The 17375-nt window shown below is 51.2% G+C and carries 24 protein-coding genes; 6 read left to right on the forward strand and 18 right to left on the reverse strand.

Annotation, left to right across the window (positions count from 1 at the left end):
* Positions 1–9 precede the first annotated feature (9 nt).
* A complete protein-coding gene (locus tag B5F17_RS13815; RefSeq protein WP_275532136.1) occupies positions 10–156 on the forward strand; it encodes a transposase in 147 nt (48 codons plus the stop codon).
* A 48-nt stretch (positions 157–204) separates the two neighbouring features.
* Entirely contained in the window at positions 205–372 is a 168-nt protein-coding gene (locus B5F17_RS13820) for an undecaprenyl-diphosphate phosphatase (protein WP_255396706.1), read from the forward strand.
* A gap of 80 nt (positions 373–452) precedes the next feature.
* Here B5F17_RS13820 and mobQ read toward each other — a convergent pair whose 3' ends face one another.
* The 7 genes from mobQ to B5F17_RS13860 form a co-directional block, all read right to left on the reverse strand.
* Positions 453–2147 carry a MobQ family relaxase gene (gene mobQ, locus B5F17_RS13825; protein ID WP_087374755.1) on the reverse strand — a complete coding sequence of 565 codons (1695 nt, stop codon included), beginning with the start codon at positions 2145–2147 and terminating at the stop codon, positions 453–455.
* Positions 2148–2585: 438 nt separating this feature from the next.
* Positions 2586–2792: a DUF3847 domain-containing protein gene (locus B5F17_RS13830; RefSeq protein WP_087374757.1), complete on the reverse strand. Its 207-nt coding sequence runs from the start codon at positions 2790–2792 to the stop codon at positions 2586–2588.
* A gap of 4 nt (positions 2793–2796) precedes the next feature.
* Positions 2797–3006, reverse strand: coding sequence for an LLM class flavin-dependent oxidoreductase (locus B5F17_RS13835; protein WP_430661831.1), 210 nt, complete (start codon positions 3004–3006; stop codon positions 2797–2799).
* A gap of 393 nt (positions 3007–3399) precedes the next feature.
* Complete coding sequence (locus B5F17_RS13845; protein ID WP_087374761.1) at positions 3400–4779, reverse strand: DNA primase family protein; 1380 nt, start codon at positions 4777–4779, stop codon at positions 3400–3402.
* Positions 4757–5377, reverse strand: coding sequence for a CHC2 zinc finger domain-containing protein (locus tag B5F17_RS13850; protein WP_087374764.1), 621 nt, complete (start codon positions 5375–5377; stop codon positions 4757–4759). Before B5F17_RS13850 ends, B5F17_RS13845 begins: the two co-directional genes overlap by 23 nt.
* A gap of 67 nt (positions 5378–5444) precedes the next feature.
* On the reverse strand, positions 5445–7364 hold the full coding sequence (locus B5F17_RS13855; RefSeq protein WP_087374766.1) for a recombinase family protein: 1920 nt from the start codon (positions 7362–7364) through the stop codon (positions 5445–5447).
* A gap of 1 nt (position 7365) precedes the next feature.
* Positions 7366–7569 (reverse strand): transposon-encoded TnpW family protein, encoded by a 204-nt coding sequence (locus B5F17_RS13860; protein WP_002595096.1) that lies wholly within the window; start codon positions 7567–7569, stop codon positions 7366–7368.
* A 262-nt stretch (positions 7570–7831) separates the two neighbouring features.
* Here B5F17_RS13860 and B5F17_RS13865 point away from each other — a divergent pair, with 262 nt between their 5' ends.
* From B5F17_RS13865 to B5F17_RS13880, 4 genes are read left to right on the forward strand one after another with little or no spacing between them, the layout of a single operon-like run.
* Positions 7832–8680: a hypothetical protein gene (locus tag B5F17_RS13865; protein ID WP_087374768.1), complete on the forward strand. Its 849-nt coding sequence runs from the start codon at positions 7832–7834 to the stop codon at positions 8678–8680.
* Positions 8681–8711: 31 nt separating this feature from the next.
* Positions 8712–9626, forward strand: a complete 915-nt coding sequence (locus tag B5F17_RS13870) for a hypothetical protein (protein ID WP_087374770.1) — start codon at positions 8712–8714, stop codon at positions 9624–9626.
* A gap of 6 nt (positions 9627–9632) precedes the next feature.
* The gene (locus tag B5F17_RS13875; RefSeq protein ID WP_087374772.1) at positions 9633–10103 is read left to right on the forward strand and encodes a GNAT family N-acetyltransferase; all 471 of its coding nucleotides are present in this window, start codon (positions 9633–9635) and stop codon (positions 10101–10103) included.
* A 6-nt stretch (positions 10104–10109) separates the two neighbouring features.
* On the forward strand, positions 10110–11138 hold the full coding sequence (locus B5F17_RS13880) for a virulence RhuM family protein (protein WP_087374774.1): 1029 nt from the start codon (positions 10110–10112) through the stop codon (positions 11136–11138).
* A gap of 66 nt (positions 11139–11204) precedes the next feature.
* Here B5F17_RS13880 and B5F17_RS13885 read toward each other — a convergent pair whose 3' ends face one another.
* The 11 genes from B5F17_RS13885 to B5F17_RS13935 all read right to left on the reverse strand — a co-directional run bounded on the left by B5F17_RS13885 (position 11205) and on the right by B5F17_RS13935 (position 17069).
* Positions 11205–11480 carry a DUF6809 family protein gene (locus B5F17_RS13885; protein ID WP_087374776.1) on the reverse strand — a complete coding sequence of 92 codons (276 nt, stop codon included), beginning with the start codon at positions 11478–11480 and terminating at the stop codon, positions 11205–11207.
* 13 nt (positions 11481–11493) lie between these two features.
* On the reverse strand, positions 11494–11844 hold the full coding sequence (locus B5F17_RS13890) for a TnpV protein (protein WP_087374777.1): 351 nt from the start codon (positions 11842–11844) through the stop codon (positions 11494–11496).
* Between the two features lie 380 nt (positions 11845–12224).
* Positions 12225–12434 (reverse strand): transposon-encoded TnpW family protein, encoded by a 210-nt coding sequence (locus tag B5F17_RS15360; protein WP_087374781.1) that lies wholly within the window; start codon positions 12432–12434, stop codon positions 12225–12227.
* Between the two features lie 362 nt (positions 12435–12796).
* Complete coding sequence (locus B5F17_RS13905; RefSeq protein ID WP_087374783.1) at positions 12797–13039, reverse strand: helix-turn-helix domain-containing protein; 243 nt, start codon at positions 13037–13039, stop codon at positions 12797–12799.
* On the reverse strand, positions 13032–13175 hold the full coding sequence (locus B5F17_RS15160; RefSeq protein ID WP_330396598.1) for a hypothetical protein: 144 nt from the start codon (positions 13173–13175) through the stop codon (positions 13032–13034). Before B5F17_RS15160 ends, B5F17_RS13905 begins: the two co-directional genes overlap by 8 nt.
* A 12-nt stretch (positions 13176–13187) precedes the next feature.
* A complete protein-coding gene (locus B5F17_RS15165) occupies positions 13188–13457 on the reverse strand; it encodes a hypothetical protein (RefSeq protein WP_242968776.1) in 270 nt (89 codons plus the stop codon).
* A gap of 462 nt (positions 13458–13919) precedes the next feature.
* The gene (locus B5F17_RS13915) at positions 13920–14111 is read right to left on the reverse strand and encodes a cysteine-rich KTR domain-containing protein (protein ID WP_087374790.1); all 192 of its coding nucleotides are present in this window, start codon (positions 14109–14111) and stop codon (positions 13920–13922) included.
* Between the two features lie 11 nt (positions 14112–14122).
* Complete coding sequence (locus tag B5F17_RS13920; RefSeq protein ID WP_087374785.1) at positions 14123–15673, reverse strand: M56 family metallopeptidase; 1551 nt, start codon at positions 15671–15673, stop codon at positions 14123–14125.
* 10 nt (positions 15674–15683) lie between these two features.
* Positions 15684–16043, reverse strand: coding sequence for a BlaI/MecI/CopY family transcriptional regulator (locus B5F17_RS13925; RefSeq protein WP_087260089.1), 360 nt, complete (start codon positions 16041–16043; stop codon positions 15684–15686).
* Positions 16044–16285: 242 nt separating this feature from the next.
* Positions 16286–16528, reverse strand: a complete 243-nt coding sequence (locus B5F17_RS13930) for a helix-turn-helix domain-containing protein (protein ID WP_087374787.1) — start codon at positions 16526–16528, stop codon at positions 16286–16288.
* The gene (locus B5F17_RS13935) at positions 16521–17069 is read right to left on the reverse strand and encodes a sigma-70 family RNA polymerase sigma factor (protein ID WP_087374789.1); all 549 of its coding nucleotides are present in this window, start codon (positions 17067–17069) and stop codon (positions 16521–16523) included. Before B5F17_RS13935 ends, B5F17_RS13930 begins: the two co-directional genes overlap by 8 nt.
* Positions 17070–17375 lie beyond the last annotated feature (306 nt).

The following is a 17375-nucleotide window of genomic DNA, read 5'->3' on the forward strand; positions in this document are numbered from 1 at the left end:
TACCACCGCATTACCAACGCTGTCTGTGAGGGTATTAACTCCATGATACAGGCAGCCAAACGGAAAGCCCGTGGCTTTAATACCTATGAGGGCTTTGCCTCGATGATTTGCCTCGTTGCTGGTAAACTCCAACTCGCTGTCCCTAACCCTTTCTAAATACTCCTATCCACTAAAACGGGAGTAGAGCCAATAAAATTTACAGCTATTGAGTGTGCTGTACTACTTACCGGAATGTTGGTTGCGTTTTTGGTATCGATAATATCTATTCGTTTCCTTATGTCGTTCATCAAAAAACATAATTTCAGAATTTTTGGCTGGTATCGAATCGCTCTTGCCGCAGCTGCTGCGATATACTTTGGTTTTATTGAATGATGGGATGTAAATAATTATCAAGACAAATCAAATGTTATGGGGAAATCCCGTTAAGGTTTGTAGTGAACAGGAACGGTGGGTTACCGTTCCTGTTCACTCTTTTTCTTTTGAAAAGTCTGCTGCTCCTTATGCGCCTGTCGCATCATTCTCCGTACTGCCTGCCGCTCAATATCCTCATGCAGCATACGGGAAACCGACTTTTTGCTGTCAAACATCAGCAGTGGGTTGTACTTCTCGCCGTAAACCTCTTGTGCCCGGTTCTCCGCTTCTTGTTCTTTGCCGGGGCGGATGGCCTGCCTTGCTTCATACAGCTGCACCAGGTTGAAACCCTGTGCCTGCTCCCGAAGCCCGGCATACTCATTCAGGGCAGCGTCCAACTCGGTGGAATATTTCTGCTCCTGTTCTTCCAGCCGTTTCAGGCTCTGCTCCATGGCAGCGATGTCTTTAGGAAATTTATCGGCGGCATCTTCCTCGGTATATGCCAGCGACACCAGAAGCAGATTTTTCTCAGAACGCAATTCTTCCAAATCCTCTGTCAGTGCCGCAATTTTTGCGGCCAGCTCCCGGTGTCGGAATACATGGACAGCAGAGAGCGCCTTTTTCTCGGTAAGCAGGCTGCGGCGCTCCTTCGTCTTATCTCGGATGTCCTTTGCCAGCTGATTGTACTGTGTGAGGGCAGGGCGCAGCGTATTCAGCGAAGTGTTCAGGCGTTCCTTGCCCTTGCGGAGATACCCCAGCTGATAGCAGAACAGAAGCAAATTTTTTCGCAGATTTTCCATGGTCTCGGCAAGCGCCGGGAGAGTGTTCTTGACTGCCTGCGCCAGCTTTTTGACCTGTCCTCTCAGTTCCCGGAGCAGGGCATTGTCGGCCTTGATCTGCCGGTTCAGTTCGCACCGGTCAGAGATAACACCCTTTTTCTCCATAGCTCTGGCAACCACACCCTCATGGACCGTAGGCCGCTCCAGCAGGCCACGCTCGGCATGGCTGCGGTGGTCGATGCGTTCTTCGTGCCCGGTGCGCTCCAGATGGCGGTTTGCCACATCTGCCCATGCAGCCCGCCACAGAACAAGTTGCTCGTCGCTGTTCCAGCGTTCCGTGATGGGATTTTGTCTTCCGAATTTGGTGCTTTTGGGGTACTTGGACACCCGTTCATAGCCCTGCGCCTGCGCTGCGGATGGGGTCATATACACCTTCTTTTTGCTTACCTTATACTGGTACTGTTTCTCCCATCCATCGGCCTGTGCCTGTTTGAACTCGGCGGCGGTAAAGCCCCGTTCTTCGCCGTCTTTGACACAGAGATATTCTTTCTCAGTCTTGTACTGCCATTTCCCCTTTTCATCCAGTGGGCGCACCGTCAGCAGGATATGGGCATGGGGATTGTGTCCGGGAGGATACGGGTCATGGATAGCAGCATCGGCACACATTCCGTCTGCCACAAACTGCTCCGTGATGAAATCTTGCAGGAGCTGAATTTGTTCCTCCCGGCTCAGTTCTATGGGCAGCGCCGCCACAAATTCACGTGCGAGGCGGCTGTCCTTTGCAGTTTCGGTTTCCTCCACGGCATTCCACAGGGTTTCCCGATCCTGCCATTCTGCGGGGGCGGTGGCTGGCAGAAAAACCTGCCGCCACCCAAGACCCTGTTTACGGGTATAGTCATGCTGCACCCCGTCATACTCGTTGAGCATCCGGGAACAGCTCAGATAGGCCGCAGCAGCCACGGCAGAGCGCCCAGCTCCACGGCTGACCATCTTGGCCTCCAAATGATAAATCGCCATTGTCTACCATCCTTTCCGAAGGGCTACTGTGAAACGCAGCAGCCCTTCTTCCGTACTTGATTACAACAGGTACGTCGTGAAATGCGACGCACCACCAGCATGGGTGGAACAAATCGTTCCACCCATGTATCTGTGTCAAGCTGCCGGTGGCAGGTTGACGCAGGCAGGCGGCGGGATGGGGTGGCAATATACCACCCCATGAACAGGGGCTTCCAAAACGGAAACCCCTGCGCCGACTGCATGGGCAAGGCTGGCAGTTTGGCAGAAATGCAGCCTTGTCCAACGGCTCCCGCAGGAGCCGCAATCCCCCTCGGAGAGCGCACGTGCCCGACCAACGGGAGGGCTACCACCGCCTGCTTTAGCAGGTGGTGAGTAAGTGCGCCCTTCGGGATAAAAAAGAGGAAGGCCCCCGGTTTCCCGGAGACCTCCCAGCCGTTTTCAATCGTGCCTCGCCAGCTTGCGCCGCAGGTATTCTTCCAGATTATCAAGCCCTACCGCCTGTACTTCCGGCAGCACTTTTTCCAGCACAGCGCCCTCCTGAATGAGCCGCCTTGTCCGGGCTTTTCGCTCCTTCACCCGGTCCCGTGCCTGGGCTTCCTCCAAGCGGTGCTTTGCCTGCAACAGTTTCTTTTCTTCACTTGTCATAGATTTACCTCCGTTTCTGCCAGATCAGGTCGTAGCCCAGCACATCGGCCAGCTCCACAACCTCCTTGTAGCGGATGGATTCCCGCTGGAGCTTGGCGGACAGGTTGGAAACACTGTCCGACCAGCCGTATTCCTCATGGAGCCGGTCAACTACCTCCTGCATGGTATATCCGGCCCGGACGATCTGTGCCTTAATCTCGTTGCGTACCGTCATCATCAAAAATCCTCCTAAATTTACTTGATAAAAAAACGAAGCTGGTACGCCCTCTGGCATAACCGCTTCGCTGTGTGGTGAAAAATTCCCTTGTCACCAAATCCGTTCAGAATTGCCGATGTGATGTCCTGCCCATAGGTCGCACTTTCCGACTTTTCCATTTCGTGTGACTTGGCTTGAAACCGTGCATTTTCCCATGGTTCCATGCACCCGGTTCACCGGGGCGAGAAGCACGGTTTCGCAAAATGATTTCTTCCAACCGTCAAATATTTTTCGATTCCCACTTGCCTTGATTTAGCATGGGAATTTGACCGGTGATTCTGACTGCCATAGCCGCCGAATTGCTATAAAAGGGAGAACAAGGGTCAATCAAAGCGTACGTACGTACACGGTTCAGCGCCGCCATTCTTCCGGCACATCTTCCGGTACGTACGTACGCATCGAATCACCGGAAAACACTGATATATGATTTCTCACCAATACCTCAATTCCCAGAAAGCCACGTACCCGCCGTCCTGCTGCGTTGGTCACATTGTTGCAGTATTCCAGATTGTAGCGGCTTTGGCAGGCAATCAGGGCTTCGCTGAAGCTGCGGGGTTTCAGGGCAGGCAGGTTGTTCTCGGTGCAGTAAATCTGGTATGCCTCGTACAGTTCTTTGGAGCTCGCAGATAGATCGGCTTTCAGGCGAACATACCCGTCAGAATCCAGAAAATCATAGACATTGTTGTTGTCCCGTTTGACTGCCTCCCGGTTTTCTCTGGTGCGGTCGCTTTCGGTGAACTTGAAGTTGTTTGCGGCCAGCCGCTGCAAGCCCTCAAAAGCCCACAGCAGAATACCCTCCACCTCGGCTTTCATCTTCTCGGCAAGGTCAGGATCATCCACACGGCCAGCCGGTTTTTCTTTCGTGGTCAGCACCAGCTGGCGGCGATAAAATCCGTCGCTCCGGTCAAACAGCGCCTGCAAATCTCCGTTGGAGAAGGCCAGCAGCCGGGCGCACATCCATCCCTGATAGCTCTGCTTGCCCTTGCGCTCCAAATCCATCTTGCCCTGGGCAGTGACGATGGATTTCACATAGTTGGTCTGGCGCAGGGCCTCCATTCGCATATCGTCATCCACGCACAGGAGGATATGTTCCAAATCGGCACGGGCAAACCGGTTCTCGGATATTTTCCCGATGCTGCCATCCTTCATGTTGGAACCGAACAAAGTTCCCAGCACAGCGCCGATCTGCGACTTTCCTTCGCCGCCGCTGCCCTTAATGACCATCATCCGCTGCCCCTTGTTGCTGGGAATCAGGCAGTAGCCGATATATTCCTGCAAGGTGGGGATGTCCTCCGGGTAGAGCAGTCCATCCAGAAATTGCAGCCAGAGAACAGGTTTTGGGGCGTTGGGCTTGTAGGACACGGGGAAACGGTTGCGGACGATTTTCGGCTTTCCTTTCGCAAAAGTTCCGTCCAGAAAAAGCGTGCCGTTGGAAAGATGAATCCGATCCGGCTCCGGGGGAAAATCCTCCACCAGCGCCGCCAGTTTCACCAGCTCCACAATGTTGCTGATTTTGCGGGGAATGTTGCTGACCGCACAGCATTTCAGCTCCTCAAAAATCTCTCCACGTAGGGGCAGTTCATCGGTCACACGACCTTCGGGCGTGAAAAAAGCCCCGTTTGTGAAGATGATCTTGTGCGTCTGCAAGAACTCCTCACAAAACAGGGCTTCGTTGATGCTTTTTCCATCGAACCAGACGGGCATCCCTTCAAGCTGCGCTTTGTTTTTCATGGGCATCGTCCTCCTTTTTCAGCCTGTCCAGCCGTTCCTCCAAACCTACAATCAGGCCATCCTTGTTCAGTATTTCTACGATTTTTACCCGCTGTTCCAGCTCGGCGGCAATGAACAAATCTGCCAGATACTCCACATAGTCCAGCATCTGGGAGGCTTCCACAAACCGGTCATCCAGAGCATCTGCCGCTGTCTTGGGTGCGTGCTGCACCTTCCAGCTTTCCAGAAGATGCAGATAATCACATAGCACCCGCAGGCAGCGCACTTCTTCCTGCCGGTATGCTTTCAGCAGAGGACGCTCCGGTTTTGGTAAGGCGATTGCCGCTGGGGGCTTGTCCGGGTCAATCCCGAAATCCTGTGCCAGTTTCTGCGCTGCTTCGTAACTGTTCAGGCCAAACAGCCTTGCCACAAAGTCAATCACATCGCCGGTGGCTCCGCAGCCGAAACAGTAAAAATACCGTTCGTTCAGCTTCATGCTGGGGTGTCGGTCCTCATGGAACGGACAGCTGCACATCCCGTTTCGGTTGAGTTGCAGCCCATAGTGTTCCGCCGCATCCGGCACACAAATATTCTGTTTTACCAGTTCAAAGAGTGTCATAAAAAATCCCTCCGTTTCAGGGCATAAAAAAGCGGCCTGCCCGGTTTATTGGGGCAGGCCGCAGTCCTTATGCAGTTTGTGATGCTTCCGTTTCTTTGGCTTTCCGCTTTTCCTGCCGGTAGAACTTCTCCCGACAGGCGGGTTTGCAGAATTTAGCGTTGGGGCGGACAGACTGGAACGACTCTCCGCAGCACTGGCACACCAGCTGGTACGGTTCACCCGGAACGATCAGCCCCTCGGCAATCTTCTGTTTGCGCTCCTTCTGGCGCAGGTATTTTTCATGGTCACGGATGTGCTTCTGGCGGCGCTTTTCCTCCGCAGCCAGTTCTTCCTCAGTGGGTTCGGGCATGGGCACTTCAAACTTCCCGATAAAATTCAGATAAATTTCAATTTCCTGCACCCGCTCCCCGGTGCTTCTGTCCGGGGTATGAACCAGAATTTTCTCCACAAATTCATGGATCATAGGGGCGGTCAGCTCGGTGAAATCCGTATATTTCTGTGCCAGCGCCAGAAAGTGGCTGGCACGGCCCGTATCCTCGTGAAACTGGTCCAGCTGTGCCTGCTCGGAGGCAAGCAGCTGTTCCAGCTCGGCCTGTTCCTTCTCATATTCAGCACACAGCAGCTCGAACCGTTTTTCTTCCAACTTGCCCATGGCATAGGTTTCATACAACTTTTTAATCAGCACGTCCAACTCGGCGCTGCGCCTGCGTTCCTTGGCAACCTTGCGTTTCAGCTCCTTTGCCGCTTCCTGCTGGCGAACCTGTGAAATACTGCGAACTTTCTGAATAAATTCCTCCTTGTTCTGGATGGCATAGCTGGCGGTAGTGCGGATGGTTTCCAGAATCAGGGCATTCAGAGCCTTAGTGCTGACCGTGTGAGAAGAACACATCTGAGTTTCTCGCTCAAAGGTCAGGGTGTAGGTGGAGCAGCTGTAAAAATCCACGGAATATTCCCGCCCGTCCTTTTTGCGCTTGCCCCGGTGGTTATACATTTTGGCTCCACAGTCAGCACAAAACACAAGGCCGGTCAGGGGATTGGCGACGCCGGTGGTGTCCGTCCGGCGCACCGTCCGCTTCACCTGCTGGGCGAGCTGCCAGATTTCCGGGTCAACAATGGCCTCGTGGGTATTCTCAAAGATCAGCCAGTCGGACGGGTCATTTTTTACCCGCTTATCCCGGTAGGACTTCTTGGAAGAACGGAAATTGACGGTATGCCCCATATATTCCGGTTTCTCCAGCATGGAGCTGACCGTGAAGCCGTACCAGTCATAGGGGCGGCTGGTGTCCACGGTGTTCTTACGGCTGCCTCTGCCGTTTCGTGCTAGATAATAGGCGGGGCACTCCACCTTTTCCTGTGTGAGTATCTTGGCGATCTCATGGGGGCCGTGCCCCTCCACCGCAAGCCGGAAGATCCGCCGCACCACAGCGGCGGCTTCCTCGTCCACCAGCCAGTGGTCCTTGTCCTCCGGGTCTTTTTTGTAGCCATAGATGGCGTTGTTGGTGGTGGGCTTGCCTGCCTTGCCTTTGACACGGTATGCTGCCGAAACCTTTTTGGACTGGTCACGCAGATACCATTCGTTCATGATATTGAGAAAGGGCGCAAACTCGCCGCTGTCCTGTTCCTCGCTGTCGATGTTATTGGCGACAGCAACAAAATGAACCCCATTCTGCCGGAACATTACCTCGGTGTAAAAGCCGGTTTGCAGGTGGTTTCTGCCGATCCGACTTAGGTCCTTACACAGCAGATGGGCCACCTTGCCCGCCTCGATGTCCGCCACAAGGCGCTTCCATGCAGGACGGTCAAAGTTGCCGCCGGACCACCCATCGTCTGTGTAGTGGACGATATTGGTGTAGCCCCGCTGTGCTGCATAGCTTTCGAGATAACGTTTCTGGTTCAGAATGGAGTTCGAGTCACCCGTGAGGTCATCGTCACGGGACAGGCGCTCATAGAGCGCAGTGATTTTTTCTTCCGTCTGTCTGTTTGCCATATCAGGCGCTCCTTTCAGACGGACGGCTCATTTGTGGCAGTTCCATTATACCACATTCCGGCTGGTTTGCCAGCCCGTCATTGCGGATCAGCCGCAGAATTTTATCTTCCATCGTTTCCTCGGCGGTTTCGCTGAGGTAGACACGAACTTTATAGGTGGTCTTGCCAATGTGCCGAGTCAGAAACACGGCGTTTTTATCTGCCATAGAACCTCTCTTTCTTGCGCTTTCAGCGCATCCGGTGTATACTGTTGTTATAGTTCCGATGTTTGTAACCTGTGATTGTGTTACTTCTTTTTTGTGTCAAGCCTGAACATGGCGTGTGCCTCCTTTCTCCTGTGTGAATGAGCAAATGTAACCTAAGTAACTTGTTTTTAGATTACTCTTTCACTAATAGGAGAAATCCGGGGTGCAAAACGGAACCATTTTTGAAAAATCGCAAAATATTTTTTTGAAAAGAGGTGGGGTCATGGCGTATCTGTCTGATGACGAGCTTCTGGATACCGAGGTTGGCTTCACCGGATGGGACGATGGGACAGGCGCTGGGGCGGAGGAAACGCTGGAACAGGCGCTTGCGGAAGAACGTCTGGCCGAGCTGGAAAGCGAGCTGGAGCAGGACGAGCATCCCATCAACTATGAAGCAGAGCTGGAGGACGAGGAGGAAGAAGCCGCCCCGGTCAGTGATAAACGGCTCAAACGGGAGATGCGGGCCGAGGCCATACGGCGGCTGGAGGAAGCGGCCCGCACCGAAAAGGATTTCCGGGCCGTGGTGGAGGAATGGAACAAGCTGGACCGGAACCGGGAGCGCCGGGAACGGGATCACGAAAACCTCCGTGGGGATGTGCCGCTGGAATATCAGGCGGTGCCGGAACCCAAGCTCATTCCCCGCTGGATGAACAATCCCGCATACCGGCAGCTGATGGCCGGAAACTTTCTGGACATCCTGTTTGACTGTCCCTATGAGATGCACAACCTCACTGCCGACGCCTTTATTTCCCGCATGGTGGAAGAACTGAGCGAGGAACACAAGGAGGTTTTGTATTTCCTCTCTTTGCGGCTTTACAGCACCACCCGGCTTGCCGCTGTCCGTGGGCAGTCTGACCGCAACATCCGCAAGCTGCGGAAAACCATCCACAAGAAATTGCAGCGCCAGATGTATGACTATCTGTGCGGCAAGCAGGAGCATGGAGGCGGTTTGACCTTGCGGGAACGCCAGTTTTTGGAGGAATACTCGAAAATCGCAAGAAAACAGGGCAAGGATGCCGTGATCCGACGGGAGAACAAGACCGAGCGCAGAAAAAAGAAAAATCACCCCTGATGACAGGGACGATAGAGCAGAAAGGGTGTGTATGATGAAAAATATATTTGAACAGTCCCGTTCCCATTGGGTGCGGTACGATCATTACGAGCTGAAAACAGCGAAAGATGGCAAGCGGTACATCACCCCCGGCAAGAGCGCAAAGCCGGATGTCTACAATCCGCTGAAAGAGGTCCCGAACATTGTGCTGGATGCGTTGAATGTGGGGATGTTGATGATGGGGCGTAGGCCGGAGGCAGAGGTGGAAAAGGCGATAACGGAATTTGTCACTCGGTACGGCCTGCTGGGGCTAATGACCGCTCTGCCTACCACACCGTCCTTTATGGACTACGAGGCGGTGTACCTGCCGAAAAACCACTTCATCAAAGAAGAATCCATGACGACGGACAAATACCTGTCCCTGTTTTACCCCTTTGACCAGCTGGATTTGGTGAAGAAGGGCATTGAATCCACATGGAATGTGTCCGGTGACCGGACGATGGTTGCCCTGACCATGACTTTCATGGACGAGCCGATGGCAAAGAACATGAGCTTCCAGCGAGAATATGCGGAACCCTACGACTGGGTTGCCCAACAGTTCAAGGACTGGGCCTTTACGCTGACCACCGCTATTTTGTACTACAATGACTATGATTCCATCGATGAGGACGCACGGGGGCTGTACCGCAAGGCCATGGCCGCATTTGGTGGGATTGCCCCCAGCTATCACATCGAGCTGCTGGATAAGCCCACCATTTACTGGGATTTTCACTCCCTGCTGCTGGGTATCCAGATGATGTTCAGCTTCATGCTGGTGGACGGTGACCAGCCCCTGCGCTTGTGCAAGCACTGCCAGAAGGTGTTCTTGGGCAGCCGATCCAACGCCGTCTTTTGCAGCCCACGGTGCAAGAACCAGTACAATGTCTACAAGAGCCGTTCTAAAAAGGATGGAAACGAGGAGGAATGATACGCTATGGAAATTCTGAAACTCAGGGAACACAGCAAACTGGCATCGGAAGCCGCAGCATGGTTTCATTCCAAGTGGGATATTCCAGTTGAAGAATATGCGGGAAGCATACAGGAATGTTTGACGGGCAAAAGCATTGTTCCGCAGTGGTATGTTGCAGTCGAGAATCAGCAGATTATTGGTGGTATTGGGGTAATCGAAAATGATTTTCACGACCGAAAAGATCTAACACCTAATGTCTGCGCTGTATATGTCGAGGAAAATTGCCGCTGTCAGGGCATTGCAGGAAAATTGCTGGAACTTGTTTGTGAAGATATGCGTTCATTTGGACTTACAGCCTTATCCCTTGTCACAGATCATACAGAATTCTATGAACGCTATGGTTGGAAATTCCTGTGCATGGTGCAAGGCGATGGTGAACCAGATATGACGAGAATGTATATGTATAATCTGTTGGAACTGGATAAACGGGGGTAAAGAAGTATGAGCGAGGAACAAGGGCTGACCCCGTATGAAACCAGAGAAATCCTCTTTTATAAGACCGAAAACGGAGAAGTGCGGGTGGAAATCCTGCTCTTTCAGGAAAATCTCTGGCTGACACAGGCAAAAATGGCAGAGCTGTTCGAGGTACAGAAAGCGGCTATTTCCAAGCATCTGAAAAACATTTTTGAATCCGGCGAACTGAGCGAGGATTCAGTTGTTTCCAAAATGGAAACAACTGCGGCGGACGGAAAACGGTATCAGACCAACTATTACAATCTGGATGCCATTATCGCTGTGGGGTATCGTGTGAACTCCAAAAAGGCGACCATGTTCCGCATTTGGGCGAACCGGGTGTTGAAAGAGTTCATCATCAAAGGCTATGTGATGGATGACGCACGGCTGCGGGAGCCGGAAAACTTTTTCGGCAAGGATTATTTCGAGGAACAGCTGGAGCGTATCCGGGACATCCGGGCCAGCGAGAGAAGATTCTACCAGAAAATCACGGACATCTATTCCCAGTGCAGCGCCGACTACGATGTGGAAAGCCCCATCACAAAGGAGTTTTTCGCCACGGTGCAGAACAAGCTCCACTATGCGGTCACCCATCATACCGCCGCTGAGATCGTATATGGCCGTGCCGACAGCACCAAGCCCAACATGGGGCTGACCACATGGAAAAACGCTCCCAAAGGCCGCATCCGCAAATCAGATGTCACCGTTGCCAAAAACTATCTGAACGAAACGGAAATGCGAAACCTGAACGAGATCGTCACCATGTACCTGGACTATGCGGAACGGCAGGCCCGCCGGGGAAATGTCATGTATATGGCCGACTGGGTCAAGCGGCTTGACGCATTTTTACAGTTCAACGAGGAAGATATTTTGCACGATAAGGGCAAGGTGACCGCAGCCATCGCCAAAGCCTTTGCCGAGAAAGAATTTGAAAAGTTCCGAGTTTTGCAGGACAGGACCTATCAGAGCGACTTTGACAAGCTGGTTGCGGAAACTTCGGATGATCTGATAGAATAACCATATACACAGAAAGCCCACGCCACCGGTTCTCTTTCCGGCTGCGTGGGCTTTTTCGGCCATCGCTTATTTCTTGTTTTGCAGCTGTTCATAGGCTTCCTGCTGGACGATCAGCCCTGCCGAAAAGCCATACTTGAAATGGCTCTCACTTTCCTCGCATTGGGCGATAGCGTTCTGCGCCCGGAGTTCCTCCACCAGAGCATAGTCCTCTTTGCTGAGCCGCTGGGATAGCTGCTCCATCAACGCCGCACAGGTTTGGACCGCCTTGCGGTATTCCGGGGACGTGGGAACAACGGTTTCACAGGGATAAAACTCCCCGTTATACATGGCTTCCAAAATCATTGCGTTCCCTCCCTCAACAGTAGACCAGCTCAGCCAGGACAATTTCCTCGGCCCTGTTGTGGATGGAGTTCATGGAGCGCACCCATGCCATCTGGTCGGCAGCTTTCAGGGCTTCTGTGACGCCCTCTTGCTGCATCATGGCTTTTTCGATAATTTCCAGCCGCTCCCGGCAGGCGATGTCGATTTCCTCCAAGTGGGGAAACAACTTTTCAGTGACAATGAGATCGGTATACAGAATGGGCCGGTGTTCTTTTAAGTAGGCACGGCGCAACCGGCCATATTTCCCGATATGGTACTCCTTGGTGTCCGATAATACAAGGTTGGGAATGAGATAGTCGCCGCATTTGGTGTAAGTCAGTTCCATACAAGGCTCCTTTCGTGGGAATGTGGTTGACAGTTACGGTAGGTTTGAGGGCATCCCTCCTCTATCATAACTGTCTTTTCATTCGCCACAAATGAGCCGCCAGTCATGATGTAATGTTTTTTGGTGTAATCCACCCTCTATACATTACATCATGGTTTACAATGCTATTGCTGTCACCCTGCAATTCATCGTCACGGGATAAGCGACAATACAAGGCTGTAAGTTCTTCGGAGCTCATAGCCGTGTAAGGGAATTGAAGCGCGGCAGCGGTGTTTGACTGATAATACATAAATACCTCCTATCTGGCAGTCAAACACGATATTGAAGTCCAACTTCATTATACCGCGCTTTCTTTTCCCTGTCTGCCTGTTAGGAGGTTTTCAAGTCACAGTTTGTTTCTGAACATCGGCTTTTATCAGGTTCTCCAGTTTGGAGGCTATCGTCTGATTTCCCGTTTGAGGGAAAAAGGAATTGACGATAAAGGTCGTATTGCCGATCTTCTTTGTGCTCCGCATAGGCGGGGCATATTTATTTTCAGATTGAATTTTCTGCATAATAAGGCCCCTTTCATGCCATTTCATTAAAACCATAAAAGAGGCAGAAAACGGACGGCTGCTGGCCGCAGCTCCACGGGAATCTCACCCCGGCCCATGCTGATGGGTGCGCCGCGCAATGCTTTGAGGGCGTTCAACGCGGGAGTATCATTATCCTGTCTGTGTATCCTCGCCCACAGGCTGCCACACCTGTTTCGCGGCCTGGTTTTGTCGCTCACCTGTTTGGTAGGGGTCCCTTCCTGCGGACTTGCAACAGGGTCATGGCGCACCGGCTGACCGGCTCCACACAGATAGATCGTATCCGTCTGCCTTATGCTGCACCGGTGGCCTCCCGCCGGGCTTTCTTTTTCAAGGTGACACCATGCGGAAAGGGGAACGCATGGCGGCGAGCCAAAATGTTAATTCAGCTCAAATTTCAGGATTGCGACGATCAATTTCGTTTCCAGCCGGTGGCGCAGGTCCTCGTCCACTTGGGTACGATAAACGCCCTGTGCATCATAGCTTGTCCGTGTGGACAATGTAGCTATGTAACCGGAGTAATGCCGTACCACCTGGTTTACCGCATCGGGATCACCACTGACAGCGGCAGCAATAACCGGATATGGAAGCAGGGCTGACCGCGTGTTCACGGGTTTAATCATCCGCTTCACCTCCCATCAGCTCAATTAGCAGCCGATAGGCTTTCCGCTTGTGGGTGTTGACCGTCCGACGGGCCATGTGCATGTACTCGGCAATCTCGCGGTCTGCCATGTCCAGGAACCAGTACATCAGGAAGATGTCCCGGTTATCCTAGGGCAGGGCGTTCAGCGCATCAGCCAGCCGGTCATCTTCAATCAGGATCACATCATTTCCCACCGGGAAAGGTGTGTATTCCCAGGGATACCGGTCCCACGCCGCAAGCTGCTCCATCGACTCCTCCGACAGTTCGCTGAAAGGAACTTCCCGCTTCTGCCTGCGGCTGATCTCTCGATAGCCATTCCAGGCTTCGCATTTCAGAACCTTTTTGCAATAGCTGTCAAAGGTATGCTGCTTATGCTCGTAGTGGCGTTCAGGTGTCATAATCTCACCTCCTTTCGTCCCAGGAGGGAGGTCATTTCTTCCCCTTTCGCCCACTACTCGTTCACCAATGGGGGCTTTTGGCAGCCCTAAACGATATTTATCAGAAAAAATTTTGTTCTCCATACTTGCTCCTTTCACTTCGCGCGGTTGATAGCCGGATTGAAGTGAAGGGTGGAGAACGGCAACCAATAGGGAAACAAAAAAAGTGGCAAAAAATGCCCGCCCGCAAGTTGCGGACAGGCGTTAGAGAATTATAAATAGTATTTACATGAATTGTATGTTCATCTTTATGGTCGCAGCATCCCGGCGATGGATGAAGGCTTTTTTTGACAGGTTAGGTGGTTGGAGAATAAAAAAGGACACAGCGATACCTCCCGGGCACCGCCGTATCCTTAGAAAAGGGCGACTTTAACACACCCCCGTGTTCTCTTTTTTCCAAAAGAAAACGGCGGCTTGAATTTGCTATTTCAAAACCGCCGTCTGTGCGTCTGGCTCTTTGATAACTTTCGTATTGAATTGTTTTACATATATCAGAGTTTCTTGTTTACACTTGGGGCAATAAAGCGGGAAATATTCCAGTACCGTATCAGCGCGTAGCTTAATTCTGGTTTTATTTTTGCAAATCGGACAGAGCAACCATTCCATTTTGCACATGTTCATGCAATTTAGTTTTGTACGCACTGACTAACAATTTCACGGGCCTCACTCTGATCCATATTTCCCAACTTGACCTGATCATTGCAAAAAGAATCTACTGCCGCAAGCAATTCTTCGCTCGTTTCGTAAGGCCCAAAAAGTTTTTCTTCACCGTTCTCCAGCTTCACAAAATAATCATAGCTTGAGCTGGTCACGATGTCCTCTGGATTATAACCCACCATGATGTCCTGTTCACCATCGACGGTCTTGGAGTACATCATGCCGTTTTTGATGTCCTGGAGCACCTTTTCGTATTCGGCAATCGTTTCATCGACCATTTCCTGGGTCCAAACAAACTCGCCCTGTGCAGAGGTCCATCCCTTTTGGCCGATTATGCTCTGGAGCGTTTCTTTTTCGTTATCCAGCCAGTTTTTGTATTCGTCGTAAGTCCACCACTCGATGACCGGGGAGGGATATTGCTGTTCAAATTCTTCTGCGCTCAGCGTTCTTGTTGTGTTTCCGTCATCAAGAACATAGTAAGTCTCTCCGTTGTCATCAGTATAGGAAGTCAAAACACCTTCGGAGGTTTCCGTCTCATAATAGTTCGTGTCCATAGGCCCTTTACTCTCAGCGAGGGCGGAAGTTGCAAAGACCGTTGTCGTTCCCGCAACGATTACCCCTGCAAGGACCAGAGATACAACTGTTGTTTTCCGTGTTTTCATAATTGCTGTTATCCTTTCTTCAATCGCATTTCTACTGAAATTATTACAAAGAGGGGTGAAACCACTCCTTGTTTCCTCCATGCTGATCAGAACTTTGGCATAAACTGCTCTTGTATTTTCTCCGAATTGGCGAATCACCGTCTCGTCACAGGAAAGCTCAATATCTCTATTCGCCAGAACATACATGACCCATACCAGAAGATTAAACCAATGGATACAGAGAGCAACCGCCAGCACAACTTTTGCTATAATGTCAAATCGCTTGATATGCACAAGCTCATGTGCCAAAACATAATGCAGCGTTTCTTCGTTATTCCAGTCTGTGGTTTTCGGCAGTAAAATGACGGGATGAATCACGCCGTAAGTCAATGGAGAGGATACCAAACTGGATTGGCGCACGGTAATGGTTCTTCTCGTTGGATGAGTTTCCAACCACTTTTCAATCCCATCATTTCTGACAGGCAGGGACATTTGAAACTCTTTATAGGATTTCCAGTAGGCTACCGCAAAGAAGAACGCACAAAGTACGCATCCAAGAATCCAGATGATTTCCGGCGCTGAGACATTTGCCACAGAGCCGACAGTGTTGTGAGGAATGGTGGCCTGTTGCTCCGCCTGTATCACAGGAATCAGCATACCCGCCGCCGTATTCATTCCCACTGTGGGTATTTCTCGGTTCCAGAGAGAGTAGATGCTAAACCATGAGGGCAAAGAGAACGGTATCATCAGCCGCACCAGCGCGATCCCCCAAAGCACCAGAAATGTCTTTTTCGGGACTTTGTTAATTGCAAGAGCACGAATGACAGTAACAGCCAAAATCATTACAGCACCCGTAAAACTCATTTGGAGCAGGTTCATTATCACCACCTCATTCCAGATCGCCAACAATTTGTTTCAGCTTTTCGATTTGTTCCTCAGACAGTTTTTTTCTCCCAAGCAACGCAGCGAACAGTTTGTCAGCAGAACCGTCGTAGATTTTGTTAATCAATTCATCAGTTTCGGCTTCTTGAACAGCGGACTTGGAAACCAAGGCATGGCACATAAAGCCCGGCTCGGAACGCGCAATCGCCCCCTTTTTCATGCAACGCTTGATAAGCGTATATGTCGTGTTGACATTCCAGCCCAATTCATCTGTCAGTACCCGGGCTATTTCCCTGGCGGGTGTATCCCCCTCCTTCCAAAGAACATCCATTACCTTTAGTTCGGAATCAAACAATTTAATTTCCAAGGCGGCTACCTTCCTTTCATAAGACCACAGTATTATCGTTACAACAGCATAATACCACAGTCTTATGCCTTTGTCAATACTACTGCGGTCTTGCTTATATCACTACTAAACTTCGCAACAATAAAGAACTTATCAACACCAAGACCGTAGCCAAAAAAACTGAAAGCTCCAAAGAAATAGAAGTTCCACAAGGCTTTCTTTGGCAAGGTATATGGAAAATGGATTATATAGCTTGTTCAAAATTAGTTCAGATCAAATCCCAGAATAGAAACGATGAGTTTCGTTTCCAGCCGCTTGCGTAAATCTTCATCCACCTGGAAGTGGGGAAAGCCATTTGCATCATAGCTTGTCCTCATAGATAATGCGGCTATGTAACTGGAATAGTGCCGGATTACCCTTGCTATTGCTTCGGGATTTCCTCCCACCGCAGCAGCAATAACAGGGTAAGGGAGTAGCGCCACCCGCATATTTGCAGATTTAGTCATCCGCTTCACCTCCCATCAGCTCCTTCAGCAGCCGATAGGCACTTTGCCTGCGGGCATTGACCGTCCGGCGAACCATGTGCAGATGTTCAGCAATCTCACGGTCTGCCATTCCCAAGAACCAGTACATCAGGAAGATGTCCCGATTATCCGGAGGCAGCGCGTTCAACGCCTCGGCCAGCCGGTCATCCTTGATTAGAATGACATCGCCTCCCACGGGGAAAGCGGTGTATTCCCAGGAATAGCGGTCATAGGCCGCAAGCTGGGCCAATTCTTCCTCCGACAACTCACTGAACGGTGTTTCACGCTTCTGGCGGCGGCTGATCTCTCGATAGCCGTTATACGCTTCGCATTTCAACACCTTCTTGCAATAGCTGTCAAAGGCGTGCTGTTTGTGCTCGTAGTGGCGGTCAGGTCTCAATTTCTCACCTCCCTCCGTGCCAGGAGGCAGGTCTTTTTGTCCCCTTTCGCCTACTACTCGTTCACCAAAGGGGGCTTTTGGCAGCCCTAAACCGTGTTTATCAGAAAAAATTTTGTTCTCCATGATTGCTCCTTTCGCTTCGTGCGGTTGATGACCGAATCGAAGCGAAAGGGCGGAGAACGGCACCCGACGGAGAAGCAGAAAAAACAGAAAAAAACGCCCGTCCACAAGTTGTGGACAGGCGTTAAGGAACAGCAAGATATATTTATATGATTTATTAGTTCATATTTATGGGTAAAATATGAGCTTGATATGCAAAGCTATTCGGGTCGGGCGAAACTAACCTTCAAGTGTCGGGCGTTCGCAACCAAATTTAGTCGGAAAAGATAAAGCCACTACCGACGCTCTTCTAAATCCTGTACACTGGAA

The organism is Butyricicoccus pullicaecorum, from assembly GCF_002160355.1.
Classification (GTDB): domain Bacteria; phylum Bacillota; class Clostridia; order Oscillospirales; family Butyricicoccaceae; genus Butyricicoccus; species Butyricicoccus pullicaecorum.